This window comes from Micromonospora sp. NPDC049101, assembly GCF_040648675.1.
In the GTDB taxonomy this organism is placed as follows: Bacteria; Actinomycetota; Actinomycetes; order Mycobacteriales; family Micromonosporaceae; genus Micromonospora.
On the sequence record NZ_JBEZED010000004.1, the window covers coordinates 39822 to 52258 of the forward strand.

Here is a 12437-nt window from a genome sequence, read left to right on the forward strand (position 1 = left end):
GATCCGCACCGCCCCCGTCCTATAGTCGGCCGCATGTGCGCATACGTGCTGGTCGCCGAGGACGACGATCGCCAGGCCGAGGTGCTGCGCCGGTATCTCCAGGCCGACGGGCACCACACGGTCGTGGTGCACGACGGGCGGTCCGCGCTCGACCAGGTTCGAGCCCGGCAACCGGAGTTGGTGGTGCTGGACGTCATGATGCCGCACCTCGACGGCCTCGACGTGTGCCGCATCCTGCGCGGCGAATCCGAGGTGCCGGTGCTGATGCTCACCGCCCGCTCCAGCGAGGACGACCTGATCCTGGGTCTTGAGCTCGGCGCCGACGACTACCTCACCAAGCCCTACAGTCCTCGTGAGCTGACGGCCCGGGTCCGGACCCTGCTGCGCCGGGCCCGGCGTGCCCCGAACCCGGCGGGGATACGCCGGGTGGGCCGCCTCAGCATCGATCCGCATCGCCACGAGGTGACCGCCGGTGGGGTACGGGTCGACTGCACCCCCGGTGAGTTCGCCCTTCTCGCCGCCATGGCCGAGCAACCCGATCGGGTCTTCACCCGCGGCCAGCTCCTGGAACACACGAGCGGCCTGGACCGCGACTCCACGGAACGGACCATCGACGTGCACGTGATGAATCTGCGTCGCAAGATCGAAGCCAATCCGCGACGCCCGGCCCAACTGCTCACCGTGTACGGGATCGGCTACAAGCTGACCAGCGGCCCGACCTGATGCGTGCCCACCGCGTACCCCTGCGCCGGAGCCTGATCGTCCGGCTGCTGGCCACCTCGATCCTGGTGGCGGTCTGCGCCACCGTGACCACCGCGTGGCTCGTGGTGCAGTCGACCACCCGGGCGGTCCGTCAGGAGCAGGGCCGGTCGCTGTCCGACGACACAAGCGTCTACGACGTGCTGCTCGGTTACGCCGCGACCCACACCGACTGGTCCGGGGTGGGGCCGATCGTCGACGAGCAGGCCCACAAACTCGGCCGCCGGATCACCCTGACCACCGAAGACCGGCAGGTCATCGCCGACTCGGCCGACGGGCCGTCGCTGGACACGGCCCGACCCTCGGCGACCGTGGACCCGTTGCGCCTCGATCCGAAACTGGCCGGCGGCACGCAGCGCATCGATCCCCGCGCGGTCGGTCCCTACCGGCTGAAGAGTGCCGAGCGACGGGAACTACGTGCCGCCGCGGACCGGCTGGCCTCCTGCCTGCGGGTCGAAGGGGTGCCCGCAGAGGTGGTCGAGACGGCGACGGGCCGGTCCGCGGTCCGCTGGCCGGACGGCGAACCACGGACAACCTCGCTGTCCTGCGGCAACGAGAAGACACTCGATGATCTGACCAGGACCGAACAGGTCGCCCTGTCCACGTTGAGAGACATGACCCTGGCCTGCCTGGGAGCCGATCCCGCGGAGGCGAAACTGGCCATCGAGACGGACTTCACGCCGACGTTCGGTGAGGTCGGCAAGCGCGGCAGCGTCACCCGTGGCCGCGAGGTCAACGCCTGCGTGCTGAAGTCGCGCCAGACCCAACTTCAACCGTATGTCGCCCCGCCCGCGCTGCTGTTCGTCACCGACCCGGCCAACGGCACGACACAGCCGACGTTCAACCTGTCCCGGCCCAACATCATCCGGATCGCCACGGTCACCGGCGCCGTCCTGCTGCTGGCAATCCTGGTCACGATCCTGGTCGGGGCCCGTCTGGTCCGCCCGCTGCGCACACTCACCGAGGCGGCCCGCCGACCGGTCCAGGACCAGGCCCGGGTGCCGGTCACCACCAACGACGAGATCGGCTACCTCGCCACCGCACTCAACGACCTGTCGCAGCGCCGGGAGCGTACCGAGCAGCAACGCAAGGCGATGGTCAGCGACGTCGCCCACGAGCTACGCACCCCGCTGACGAACATGCGCAGTTGGCTGGAGGCCGCGCAGGACGGCCTCGCCCCCGCCGACCCGCAACTGCTGGCCCTCCTGCTGGACGAGACCGTGCAACTGCAACACATCATCGACGACCTGCGTGATCTCGCGTCCGCGGACGCGGACACCCTGCGGATGCACCCCGAACCGGTCTACCTGAACGACGCACTCGGTCAGGTCGCCGACGCCCACCGTGGCTCCGCCGACACCGCCGGCGTACGTCTGCGCACCGAGGCGCAGGGCGACCCGGAGGTGGTCGTCGACCCGGTACGGCTGCGCCAACTCGTCGGCAACCTGGTGTCCAACGCCATCCGACACACTCCCGTCGGTGGCACCGTCACCATCGCCTCCCGGGTCACCGACGGCCAACTAACGGTCGAGGTCGCCGACACCGGCACTGGCATCGCCCCCGACGACACACCCAAGATCTTCGACCGGTTCTGGCGCGCGGACAGCTCCCGCGCCAGGAGCACCGGCGGCAGCGGACTGGGCCTGGCGATCGCCCGCAAACTCACCGAGGCGCACGGCGGCACGATCTCGGTCGACAGCACCCTCGGCGTCGGGTCGACCTTCACCGTCCGGATACCTGTCACGCAGCCCCTGACCGTGTGATCCTCGGCCGGTCACCGAGCCACCAGCCGTGGCTGTTCCCCAGGTCGCGACGTAGTGGATGCCCGTGGCCCGGATCCGATCGGCGTTGATGGCCACCTGTTCGTCGGCTTCGCTGACGGGGTGCAGGTCGGGGAAGAAGTACGGTGCGTGGGTGAGCAGCCTGGTGTGGAAGCGGGCCTGGAGCGCCTGGCTGATCGCGTCGCCGCGGTGCAGGCCCTCCCGCCCGGCCCAGCCTTCCAGGTAGTCGTGCCAGGGTTGCCCGGAGGTGCGCCACTGCTCGTGGTGGCTGTGCAGCCAGCCGCGCTCGCCGTTGTCGGGCAGCCGGTCGAAGCTCCAGCGTGCGGTCGCCTCGTCGAACCTCTCGTAGGCCCACTCGACGACGATGAGTACGCCGCCCGGCGTGAGCGCCGCGGCGGCCCGATCCAGGACCTCGTCCAGGTCGGTGACGTGGTGCAGCGAGGTACAGGCGACGAGCACGTCGACCGGCCCGCTCAGCTGGTGCTCTTCGAATTCCGTCCGGTGGTATCCGGGTCCGGACGGTGCCACCGGGTCCACGCCCACGGCGTCGAAGCCCTGCTCCCGCATGGCCGGGACGAAGCCACCTTCCGGGCCGCATCCGATCTCCAGCACGCGGGCCGGTGCCGGTGGCAGGTGGGCGCGCACGAACGGCCAGCGGGCGTCGAGCCAACGCTGCTTGGCGGTTGTCGTGTCGATCATCGGTTCGGTCCTCTCCTGATCGCTATCTGGTGTGCAGCAGGCGCACCGACAGCGGCCCGAAGATCGTCGTCAGCGCGGTGCAGGCGAGCAGGAGCCAGCCGACCTCGCCGCCGGGCGTGCCGCCGGACATGAGGTCCCGGGCGGCGGTCACCAGGTGGGTGACCGGGTTGACGTCGACGAACGCTTGCAGCCATCCGGGCAGGGTGGCCGGGTCGACGAAGATGTTGCTGAACAGCGACAGCGGGTACAGCAGCGCCTGGGTCAGGCCGAGCACAGCGCCGGGCGACCTCATGGCCAACGCCAGCGTGGTCCAGAGCCAGGACAGGCTGATGCTGAAGAGGACGACCAGGAGCACCGCGGCGGCCACGCCGAGGGCGTTGCCGTCCGGGCGGAACCCGAGCGCGAGGCCGAGCCCGATCACCACCGTGGAGGCGAGCAGGTATCGCACGGCGTCGCTGAGCATCGCGCCGATGAGCGGGGCGGCGGGCCGGATCGACAGCGTGCGGTACCTGTCGAACGCGCCGCTGGCGAGGTCGATGCTCAGCGCGGCGCCGGTGGTGCCGGTGGTCACCAGCAGTGTCATCACGAGGATTCCGGGGACCAGGTAGCCGGCGTACTCGCCGGTCGATCCGCCCACGGCGCCGCCGAACAGGTAGGTGAACATCACGGTGAACACGACCGGGTGGACGGCGATGTCGAAGATCTGGACGGGCGTACGCCTGATCTTGAGCAGGGCGCGGCGGCCGAACGTCAGGCTGGCCGTCGCTGTGTTGGGCCGGGCCGGCCGTGCGCGGGTGAGCACCGCACCGGACAGGCGGGCCTCGGTGACGGTGTCGATCGTGGTCATTCGGGATCTCCCGTCGGTCTGGTGTCCACACTGGTCGGGTTGCCGGTGATCGCGAGGAACACCTCGTCGAGGCTCGGCTGGCCGAGGGTGAACTCGGTGACCTCGATCTGCGCCCGGGACAGTTCGGCCAGCGCCTGTGCTGCGGACGCGGCGCCCGCAGGGCCCGCCTCCGGGAGTAGCGCGGTCAGGGCGACCGGGTCGGCGTCCAGCGCTACGCAGTCACCGAACGCCCGTGCCAGCACCTGTTCGGCGGCTGGCCGGACGCCAGGTTCGGCCAGTCGTACCCGAAGCGTGCCGCCACCGACCGCGGCCTTGAGTTGGCCGCTGGTGCCTTGGGCGACGAGCCCGCCGTGGTCGATGACGGCGATGCGGTCGGCGAGCCGGTCCGCCTCGTCGAGGTACTGGGTGGTCAACAGAACGGTGGTGCCTTCGGCGACGATGCCGCGGATCATGGTCCACACGTCGTTGCGGCTGCGTGGGTCCAGTCCGGTGGTGGGCTCGTCCAGGAACAGCAGGTCGGGTGTGATGATGAGGCCGGCGGCGATGTCCAGCCGGCGCCGCATGCCGCCCGAGTACGTCTTGACCAGCCGGTCAGCCGGTTCGGCCAGGGCGAATGCGGCCAGCAGCTCCTCAGCCCGGTTCGCCGCGGCCGCCCGGGAGTAACCGTGCAGCCGGCTGAGCAGGACAAGGTTCTCGCGGGCGGTGAGGCCGTCGTCGAGCGAGGCGTACTGTCCGGTCAAACTGATCCGGTCCCGTACGGCGGCGGCCTGGCGGACCACGTCGTGGCCAAACACCTGGGCGGTGCCCTCGTCCGGGCGCAGCAGCGTTGCCAGCATCCGGATGGTGGTCGTCTTGCCGGCGCCGTTGGGGCCCAGTACCGCATGTACCGTGCCGGCGGGGATGTTCAGGTCGATGCCGTCGACAGCGCGCGTGCCGCCGAACGTCTTGACCAGGCCGGTGGCTTCGACGGCGAGCGGGCTGGAACTGGTCATCGGGTCCAGCCGTCCTCGGCGACCAGCTCGCCCTGTTCCGCGGTGACATCGCGGGCGACGGCGAAGGCGGCGGCGGCCTCCGGCAGGTGCGGCGCGCCGGCCAGGGCCGCGCTCAGGATTTCCGGCGAGTCCCACCGCCACATGTCCACCCAGGTCCGCTCGTCGACGCGGATCAGCCTGGTCTCGGTCGGGCCGCCGTACTGCGCTCTGATCGCCGCGATGAGCTGGCCGCGCCGTTCCAGCACGAGGTCGGCCTCCGCTGCGTCGGCGGTGAACCGGGTGGTCCGGATGAGAGACATTGCTGCACCCCTTCTATAGAGCTCATTTTTAGAGTTGAGCTCTAGTGTTACAGTGCAGTCATGCCACTGGTCAAGAGCACCGGCAAAAAGGGCGAGAAGTCGCGGCAGACTCGGCGGCGCATCCTGCAGGCTGCGTACGAGCTGTTCGTCGATCAGGGCTACGGGGCCACCACGCTCCAGGGCATCGCGGAGCGGGCCGGTGTCGCGGTGCAGACCATCTACTTCGCGTTCGGCAACAAGCCGTCGCTGCTCAAGGAGCTGGTTGACGTCACCATCGCCGGTGACGACGAGCCGATTCCCACGATGCAGCGGGCCTGGTTCCGCGACGCTCTGGCGGCTGACACCGCCGAGGCGCAGTTGCGGGCACATGTGGCCGGCACCTGCGAGGTGCTTCAGCGGGTGGCACCGATCATGGATGTCCTACGCGCTGCCGGAGCACAGGACCCAAGTCTGGCCGGGATGTGGCAGCAGGACACCGATCCGCGCCTCGAAGTCCAGACCGCAGCCGCGCGCAGCCTCGTCGCCAAGCCCGGCGCCACGGCAGACCTGACCGTCGAACACGCCGCCGACCTGCTCTACGGCCTGCTGAGCCCGCAGCTGTACCTGCTGTTCATCCGCGACCGAGGCTGGCTTCCAGACCGCTGGGAGCAGTGGGTATACGACACCCTGCACGCGCAGCTGTGCCGTTAGCGCAGGGTCGCCTGCCCGGGTGATCTCGCCGACCAGCCGTCCAGGGCTTGGCCGGACGACCGTGATCGCGTGGAATCGGCAGTAGTGCTCTCACTCGGCGTGTCGGCTCCCGCACTGGCCTACTGCTGGTGCCATGTCGCGGCGCACACCTCTATCCACCGCGACGCTCTCTCCGGGTCGGAGGAACCATGAAACCTCGTGGCGGAACTGCTCCCAGTCGCCCATGGCCCCGATGATGGCAGGGTCACGTCGTGCGGCCGGGTCACATGGCTGGAGGGGTGGCTGTCACCTCAGGTGGGCGGCGAGCGGAATGTTCTGCGCTCGGAGGGCGGTGGCGATCAGGCCGGCGATCTGTCTGGCCCCGGCGGCCTCGAAGTGGGTGTGGTCGTTGCAGAAGAACGCACCGACCGCGCCCGTCGAGTAGTTACCGTTGTTCGGGCACAGTCGGAGCGTGTTGTAGAGCGCCACGCTCTTCGCGTGCAGGTCGATGACCGGTACGCCGTTGGCGGCGGCCGCAGCCGTTGTCTCGGTGACGAAACCGCGATTGCCGACGGCGGTGCTGCCGCTGCAGGTGATCGCCGCGACCGGGGTGACGAAGATCGGCTTCACGCCTCTGGCCTTGGCAGCCGTAGCCATCACGCCGAGCAGTTCCTTGAAGCGGTTGGTGCCGACGTGCCGCGGGCAGGCCGAGTCACCGTCGTTGATGCCGAACTGGATGATCAGATAGTCGCCGGCCTTGAAGCCGCTGTCGTTGTTCAGCATCGCCGCCCACCGCGCGCTGTAGGCAGTCGAGCTGAGCGTGCACTCGCCGGCCGAGTTCTTGGTGGCTGTCACGTTGCCCTCGTACAGCCACGTCTGGATGCTGCGACCGCCGACGGCGCTGTTCTGCACTGTGACGTTCGACGTGAGGTAGGACGCGAACTGGCTGCCCCAGCCGATCGGACAGGAACTGGCGTTCATCATCGTGGAATCGCCGGCCATCCACACCTTGACCGGCGCGGGTGCCGGTGAGTCGGAGGGCGTCACCGGTGGCGTGCTCGGGCTGGGGCACGGCGTTGCCGTCGGCGTTGGTGTTGACGTCGGTGTTTGCGTCGACGTCGGCGATGGCGTCGGCGTGGGCGTCGGTGGACCGGCACAGGTGACGCCGTTGAACGAGAACGACGACGGCACCGGGTTGCTGCCGCTCCACGAGCCGGTGAAGCCGAAGTTGACCGAGGCGCCAGTGCCGATGGCACCGTTGTAGCTCACGTTGGTGGCGGTCACCGCCGTGCCGGTGACCGTGACGGCGGCGTTCCACGCCTGCGTCACTCCCTGCCCGGGGGCGAGGCTCCAACCCACGGCCCAGTTGGTCACCGCGTCACCGAGGTTCGTGACGACGACATCGGCTCCGAACCCGCCGGTCCACTGGCTGGTGACCCGGTAGGCGACATCGCACGCCGGGGTGGCGGCCTGGGCGGTGGCGAAGCCGAGCCCGCCGGCCACGACGGTCAGGACCGTTGCCACCAGGACCACGAGACGCGATCGGCGAACCTTCATCGGGTCACTCCTGCCTTGATCGGAGAGCTCGCCATCACGTGGCGGCGGTGCACGGGGAGCCGTTGAGGGCGAAACCTGTGGCTCCGCCGAGCGGGCTGTCGGTGACAAATCCGAAGCTTGTCGAACCGGCGGCCGGGATCACCGCGTTCCAGGAGACGTTCACCGCCGTGACCGCGGCGCCGGACTGGGTAACCGTGGAATTCCAGGACTGCGTGATCCGCTGACTGCCCGGCAGGGACCAGGTCAGTGTCCAACCGTCGACCGGGACGGTGGAGGTGTTGCTGAGCGTCACGTCGAACTGGGCACCCGTACCCCAGTCACCGGTCTTGCGGTAGCTGACCGCGCAGTCTCCGCCTGCGGGACTGGTCGGCGCGGGACTGGTCGGCGCGGGCGTGGTCGGCGCGGGACTGGTCGGCGCGGGCGTGGGGGACGGGGTCGTGTTCAGTGCGGCGCTGAGGACCGGGGCCAGCCGGTCGGTGATGGCCTGGTGGCCAGCGTCGTTCGGGTGCACCGAGTCGCTCAGACCGCCGGACGGCAGCCAGCCGGTGGTGTCCACGTAGAACACGTTGGCATCGCCCGCGGCGTTTCGTGCCCGCACCGCCGCCTCCGTCTCCGCCGCATAACGACCGATGAACGTCCGCATGGCGAAGAGCTTGGCGTTCGGAAACCTGGCCCGGATCCTCGTGAGGAAGGTGGTGTACGTCGCCTGGAAGGCCGCGGCGCTCACGCCGTGGCTCTTGTCGTTGGTGCCCAGGTTGATCACCACGCCGTCGGCCGTGTAGCGGGAGAAGTCCCACTGGTCGGTGCCGACCTGGCCACCGGACGACATCCAGTAGCGCGTCGACTGCGCCCAGCATCCATCGGTCGTCTCGGCCAGACACATGCCACCGATCGCGATCTGGGTGTGGTCGTAGCCGAGCCTCTCACCGACCTTGAAGCCGTAGTCCGTCACGGCGAGCTGACTGCTCGTGGCGCCTGCGGTGATCGAGTCACCGACGAACTCGACAAGCTTGGGGCGGGCCGGCGGCTGGAACGTTCGCGCGCCCGAATCCATGATCAGCCCCTGGAAGACCGCGTCACCGGTGTAGGAGCCGGCCACCTGCCGGTAGCTGACGATCAACGTGTGGTTGCCGGCGGCCAGGGCGGTCGGCGTCAGGTTGATCGTGCCGGAACCGGTGAAGGACGTGAACGCCCTACCGTCGATGCTGGCCCACAGCTGGATGGTGTTGCGCTGCCTGATCTTCACCGTCTTGCCGGTGAATCCGACCCGCAGGTAGGCGCCGGCCCAGTAGGGCACGTACGCCGAGGTGTTCGTCTTGTTCCACCGGCCGACGAAGCTGATGTTCGAGTCGGTCGGTGTGCCGTCACCGACCGCGGCCTCGGCGCTGAGGACCGGCAGACCTGCGGCGAGCACCCCGGCCGCGACCGCGATGAGCGCCGCGGTACGTGTCCTCGTCAGCGCGTTCACCAATGTCCCGAGTTTGGTGCGCGGGCGCACCAGACGATGACCCGGTTCGAGGGCGCGGATCTTCGTCATCGGATCGGGTTCCAGCCGTCGTAACCCGCCAGGTAGGCGGTGGGTGTGTACTGGGTGGCGGTGGAGGCGCTCATCTGGGGCCGGTTGGCGTTGATGCCGGCACCGGCCCCGGTGCTGCCGTACTCGGCGAACCGGGCGGTCTTCCACGAGAAGCCGGACATGTCGGTCCAGGGATCGGTGCGGATGTGTGCGCCCATCGCGACGCCCCGGTAGAGGACCTGACCGCGGGCGTTGACGTCGCCGCTCGGGTGCCAGGGCCGGCCCAGATAGACGGTCCTGGCGGGAGCGTTGCTGGTCAGTGTGGTTCCCCAGAACAGGAAGCCGAACTTGTTGTTGATGTCGGTGGCCGCGGCGGTGACGTAGCCGTTGTTCGACGAGGAGCCCCGGGTGAGCGAGTGCACGGTGCCGTTCTGGAACACCATGGTGCCCCGCCCGAAGATGAAGTCGACGTCGCCCTCCACGTAGGAGTTCCGGACGTAGAGACGCCGGACCGCGCTGACACTCGGTGCGTTGACCAGCAGCGTGTCCTGGTTGCCGAGGATCCGGACGGTGTCGAACTGCACCCGGTCACCGGAGGTGTGCACGGCGACGGCCTGCTCGGCGTCGAGGTTGTTGGCGGCCTCGTTGAAGTCGTTCGACATGGTCAGGTTCTTGATCGTGGTGTCGTTGGCGTTGACGAAGACCGAGGCACTCCCGGACGTGCCGTACGTGCCGCCACCGGGCTTGGTCTGGCCGGACGCGTGTCCTTCGACGATCACCACCTGGGCGGCGGAGCCGCCGGCCCCGGCCAACGTGAGGTGGGGCTTGTTGGCGGGAATGGTGACCACGCCCCGGTAGGTGCCGGGTTTGATGGTGATGGTGACCGGGACGCCGTTGTTCGCCGCGACACTGTCGATCGCCGCCTGCACGGTCGTGTAGTTGCCGCTGCCGTCGGCGGCCACGGTGATGGTCGCGGCCGCGGACGCGGCAGAGGCCATCGGAACTGCGGCGGCGAGAGCGCACACCGTCACCGCCGCCACCGAGCGCACCCGGAGAATCCTGCCGGACGTGGTCATAAGCGTTCTCCGATCCCACAGGCCCTCCGCCGAAGATCACGCAGGCCGGCAGACGACGACAGAAGTTAACGCTAACATCGACAAACGGAAATATAAAGATGGGTACGACCGGGGCCTGGATCGTCCGGGGCCGACGCGGACGAGTTCATGCTGGCCGGCCCGAGCCAGCTGACCGGCGCCCACCGACGCGGCTCCACGCACCCACCAGCGCACCCGCCTCCGACACGCGGCCTAGCAGGCGGTGTTCCGCCTCGGTAGGTGCCCGTGCACCAGGTACGCGGTGACCGTGCCGGTCAGGCAGGCGTTGGCCTGACCACTGAGCAGAGGCACGTGTGTCTGCCTGTCCACGGTGACCAGCCGGGAGCCGGTGATGGACCGGGCCGTCGCGATCGAGTTGGCCGGCGGCACCGAGGCGTCGCGCAGCGCGGCGACGACGAGCGCCGGCGGCGCCCGGTTGCTGGCAAGCGGCGGAGTGTTGTCCTGGCTCACCGACCAGGAGGCGCAGGGGTTGAGGTTGGCGATCGAGGGGCCGAAGACGGGATAGCGGGTGCCGAGGTGGGCCAAGTCGTGGCGGTAGGTCGCCAGGTCGCGCGGCCACGCGTTGTCGCCACAGCGGAAGGCCATGTTGACCGCGGTGTGGTTGTCCGGCGGCACGCCCGGGGTCCCGGGCAGGGCGGCCGGTCGCGGGTCGAGCGGGATCGGCGGCGGCGTGCGGGCGAGGATGGCGGCCAGGTTGGTCGCGACCACCGGCCACAGTTGCTCGAAGTACGTCGCGATGACCATCAGGGAGCCGAGCTCGCCGGTGGTCCAGGCGTGATCCCCGGCCACGATCGGCTCGATCGCCGCCTCGGCGAGAGCCTGGCTCAGGGTTTCCACGACCTCGGCCGGCGTCGCGCCGAGCCCGAACGCCGCGCTGTTCTCGGCGAGGTACGCGGTGAAAGCGGCGTAGTTCTCCTCGAAGGCCGGGATCCGGTTCAGCTCGTAGGGACGCCAGGCGAGGTCGTAGTTGACCGGGCTGTCCAGCACGAACCGGTCCACCCGGTGCGGGAAGAGTGTGCCGTACGCGACGCCGAGCATCGCCGCGTAGGAGCCCCCGAGGAAGGACAGCTTCCGCTCGCCGAGGCTTGCCCGGATGACGTCCATGTCGCGGGCGGCCTGTGCGGTCGTGGCGAACGGCAGCGCCCAGCCGGCGTGCCGGGCGCAGGCGCGGGCGTACTCGCGGGCCTGCGCGGCGGTGTCCTTCAGGGACTGGTATGTCGCGGTGCGCACCCAGTAGCCGCCCGGCTCCTCCTCCGGCTGGCCACAGGTGATCGGAGTACTGCGTTCGACGAAGCGCATGTCGAACCCGACGATGTCGTACCGGGCACGCACCGCGGGATCGACGATGGCGGCGAGGTTCAGCGGCTCGGGGACACCGGCACCACCCGGCCCGCCGCCCGTGGTCATCAGCACACCGCGGCGAAGCGCCGGGTCGGTCGCGGGGAGCCGAGAGATCATGATGTCGATCGTTGGGCCGGCTGGCCGCGCGTGGTCGAGCGGCACCTGGACGGTGGCGCAGCGCAGGCGCGTGTCATCGACACCTGGGCAGGCCCGCCACGCGAGGGTCGCCCCGCTGGCCGCTCGGGCTGGGGCTGGGGCTGGGGCTGGGGCGACGGTCATGGCCAGGCAAGCGACAACGACAGCGGCTATCGCACGCATTCACGCCCCCGAGCATTGACTCCTGTTTATCTTTGTCGTACACGCTAGGGCGCAGGCCCCCACACCGCAACGTGGCTCTTCAACACTGCTCCGCGCGCCCCTGGTCGCCGCTCGCTCGACGGTCCTCGACTGACAACGGCGCCCGACCAGCTTCGAGGCCCTGATCTCCGGCCAGAGCCTGTGTCGAAGTCGGTCACAGCCGCGTAGACGCGACCCGCGGTCCCGACCTGCTCCGCGATGGCCCACCCGTTGCGCTTGGGCGCCCCACAGGCCAGCGCCGAGACATACCGGCCCGCCTGCTGCCGCGTCGGCGTCCGAACGAAACACGACCGCAGCCGCCCCAATAACTAGGCAACTTCTGCCGACGCGAACCCGCCAACCCGTTGGCAGGATCGGCTCTGTGAGCAGTTAGCGCTACGCATAGGAGGATCCGGATGCGAATGTCTCTCCGATCGAGAGCGGTCGCTGGCGTCTCGGCGGCGGTCGCCGTCGCCCTCGTAATCACGGCGACCCCGGCGGAATCGGCCCCGCCCACAGCCCGCCC

At 69.6% G+C, this 12437-nt stretch carries 10 protein-coding genes and 1 pseudogene; 3 read left to right on the forward strand and 8 right to left on the reverse strand.

What is annotated here, in order from left to right; translation table 11 throughout:
* Nucleotides 1-33 precede the first annotated feature (33 nt).
* Both AB0B57_RS06240 and AB0B57_RS06245 read left to right on the forward strand, forming a co-directional pair.
* The gene (locus AB0B57_RS06240) at nucleotides 34-723 is read left to right on the forward strand and encodes a response regulator transcription factor (protein ID WP_357065716.1); all 690 of its coding nucleotides are present in this window, start codon (nucleotides 34-36) and stop codon (nucleotides 721-723) included.
* Complete coding sequence (locus AB0B57_RS06245) at nucleotides 723-2522, forward strand: HAMP domain-containing sensor histidine kinase (RefSeq protein ID WP_357065719.1); 1800 nt, start codon at nucleotides 723-725, stop codon at nucleotides 2520-2522. The genes AB0B57_RS06240 and AB0B57_RS06245 overlap by 1 nt, the downstream gene beginning before the upstream one ends.
* A gap of 297 nt (nucleotides 2523-2819) precedes the next feature.
* Here AB0B57_RS06245 and AB0B57_RS06250 read toward each other — a convergent pair.
* From AB0B57_RS06250 to AB0B57_RS06265, 4 genes and pseudogenes are all read right to left on the reverse strand, one after another.
* A pseudogene (locus AB0B57_RS06250) lies at nucleotides 2820-3239 on the reverse strand (class I SAM-dependent methyltransferase); the annotation flags it as partial.
* 22 nt (nucleotides 3240-3261) lie between these two features.
* Entirely contained in the window at nucleotides 3262-4086 is an 825-nt protein-coding gene (locus AB0B57_RS06255; RefSeq protein ID WP_357065722.1) for an ABC transporter permease, read from the reverse strand.
* Nucleotides 4083-5078 carry an ATP-binding cassette domain-containing protein gene (locus AB0B57_RS06260; RefSeq protein ID WP_357065726.1) on the reverse strand — a complete coding sequence of 332 codons (996 nt, stop codon included), beginning with the start codon at nucleotides 5076-5078 and terminating at the stop codon, nucleotides 4083-4085. The genes AB0B57_RS06255 and AB0B57_RS06260 overlap by 4 nt, the downstream gene beginning before the upstream one ends.
* Entirely contained in the window at nucleotides 5075-5377 is a 303-nt protein-coding gene (locus AB0B57_RS06265) for a hypothetical protein (RefSeq protein WP_357065729.1), read from the reverse strand. Before AB0B57_RS06265 ends, AB0B57_RS06260 begins: the two co-directional genes overlap by 4 nt.
* 60 nt (nucleotides 5378-5437) lie before the next feature.
* On the opposite strand from AB0B57_RS06265, the gene AB0B57_RS06270 reads away from it, so the two are divergent.
* Nucleotides 5438-6067, forward strand: coding sequence for a TetR/AcrR family transcriptional regulator (locus AB0B57_RS06270; RefSeq protein ID WP_357065730.1), 630 nt, complete (start codon nucleotides 5438-5440; stop codon nucleotides 6065-6067).
* A gap of 285 nt (nucleotides 6068-6352) precedes the next feature.
* Here AB0B57_RS06270 and AB0B57_RS06275 read toward each other — a convergent pair whose 3' ends face one another.
* The 4 genes from AB0B57_RS06275 to AB0B57_RS06290 all read right to left on the reverse strand — a co-directional run bounded on the left by AB0B57_RS06275 (nucleotide 6353) and on the right by AB0B57_RS06290 (nucleotide 11692).
* Nucleotides 6353-7603 (reverse strand): cellulose binding domain-containing protein, encoded by a 1251-nt coding sequence (locus AB0B57_RS06275; RefSeq protein WP_357065733.1) that lies wholly within the window; start codon nucleotides 7601-7603, stop codon nucleotides 6353-6355.
* Between the two features lie 34 nt (nucleotides 7604-7637).
* The gene (locus AB0B57_RS06280) at nucleotides 7638-9140 is read right to left on the reverse strand and encodes a cellulose binding domain-containing protein (protein WP_357065738.1); all 1503 of its coding nucleotides are present in this window, start codon (nucleotides 9138-9140) and stop codon (nucleotides 7638-7640) included.
* Complete coding sequence (locus tag AB0B57_RS06285; RefSeq protein WP_357065740.1) at nucleotides 9137-10168, reverse strand: pectinesterase family protein; 1032 nt, start codon at nucleotides 10166-10168, stop codon at nucleotides 9137-9139. The genes AB0B57_RS06280 and AB0B57_RS06285 overlap by 4 nt, the downstream gene beginning before the upstream one ends.
* A gap of 258 nt (nucleotides 10169-10426) precedes the next feature.
* The gene (locus AB0B57_RS06290; protein WP_357065743.1) at nucleotides 10427-11692 is read right to left on the reverse strand and encodes an alpha/beta fold hydrolase; all 1266 of its coding nucleotides are present in this window, start codon (nucleotides 11690-11692) and stop codon (nucleotides 10427-10429) included.
* Nucleotides 11693-12437 lie beyond the last annotated feature (745 nt).

Coding starts and splice junctions, on each gene's coding strand:
- AB0B57_RS06255 (WP_357065722.1), bottom strand. CDS start 4,086: ATGACCACGATCGACACCGTCACCGAGGCCCGCCTGTCCGGTGCGGTG.
- AB0B57_RS06245 (WP_357065719.1), top strand. CDS start 723: ATGCGTGCCCACCGCGTACCCCTGCGCCGGAGCCTGATCGTCCGGCTG.
- AB0B57_RS06270 (WP_357065730.1), top strand. CDS start 5,438: ATGCCACTGGTCAAGAGCACCGGCAAAAAGGGCGAGAAGTCGCGGCAG.
- AB0B57_RS06240 (WP_357065716.1), top strand. CDS start 34: ATGTGCGCATACGTGCTGGTCGCCGAGGACGACGATCGCCAGGCCGAG.
- AB0B57_RS06265 (WP_357065729.1), bottom strand. CDS start 5,377: ATGTCTCTCATCCGGACCACCCGGTTCACCGCCGACGCAGCGGAGGCC.
- AB0B57_RS06260 (WP_357065726.1), bottom strand. CDS start 5,078: ATGACCAGTTCCAGCCCGCTCGCCGTCGAAGCCACCGGCCTGGTCAAG.
- AB0B57_RS06290 (WP_357065743.1), bottom strand. CDS start 11,692: ATGATCTCTCGGCTCCCCGCGACCGACCCGGCGCTTCGCCGCGGTGTG.
- AB0B57_RS06280 (WP_357065738.1), bottom strand. CDS start 9,140: ATGACGAAGATCCGCGCCCTCGAACCGGGTCATCGTCTGGTGCGCCCG.
- AB0B57_RS06275 (WP_357065733.1), bottom strand. CDS start 7,603: ATGAAGGTTCGCCGATCGCGTCTCGTGGTCCTGGTGGCAACGGTCCTG.